Raw genomic sequence first — 593 nt, 5'->3', positions numbered from 1 at the left:
CCCTATCTTCTGCTGGCGCGCATGGGCAGCTACCGGACCGCCGATGCCGCGGGGCTGGCCTTGCTGCTCGGCCTCGTCTGCCTGATGCTGGTGGTCGCCGCCGACTGGCTGGGGCGGGAAGCAAAGGCATGACAACGGCGAACATTGGCATTGCGGCGCAGAAGGGACTGGCTGTCGCGCTGGATGGCGTCTCGTTCAGCTATGGCGAGGCATCCTTCCGCTTCGATGCCGAATTCGCCGCCGGCAGGATCACCGCCATCATGGGGCCGAGCGGGTCGGGCAAGTCGACGCTGCTCAATCTGATCGCCGGGTTCGAAGCGCCGAACGCGGGCAAGGTGCTGATCGGCGGGGCCGATGTCGGCAACACGCCGCCTTCGGCGCGGCCGGTATCGATGGTGTTCCAGGAAAACAATTTGTTTGCCCACCTTTCGGTCGAAAGCAATGTCGGGCTCGGTCGCTCGCCGTCGCTCAAGCTCACCTCCGCCGACCACCGCGCGGTCGCGGAAGCGCTGGCGCGCGTCGGCCTTGCCGGCAAGGAAAAGCGGCTGCCACGCGAACTTTCCGGCGGCGAGCGGCAGCGCGTCTCGCTGGCG

1 protein-coding gene is annotated in these 593 nt (G+C 67.5%); it reads left to right on the top strand.

What is annotated here, in order from left to right; translation table 11 throughout:
- Positions 1-128 precede the first annotated feature (128 nt).
- A partial coding sequence (locus tag EOA29_RS39285; protein WP_127222559.1) for an ATP-binding cassette domain-containing protein occupies positions 129-593 on the top strand: 465 nt, incomplete at its 3' end.

Source organism: Mesorhizobium sp. M1E.F.Ca.ET.063.01.1.1 (assembly GCF_003998155.1).
In the GTDB taxonomy this organism is placed as follows: Bacteria; Pseudomonadota; Alphaproteobacteria; order Rhizobiales; family Rhizobiaceae; genus Mesorhizobium.
This window is presented reverse-complemented; position numbering and strand designations above follow the sequence as displayed.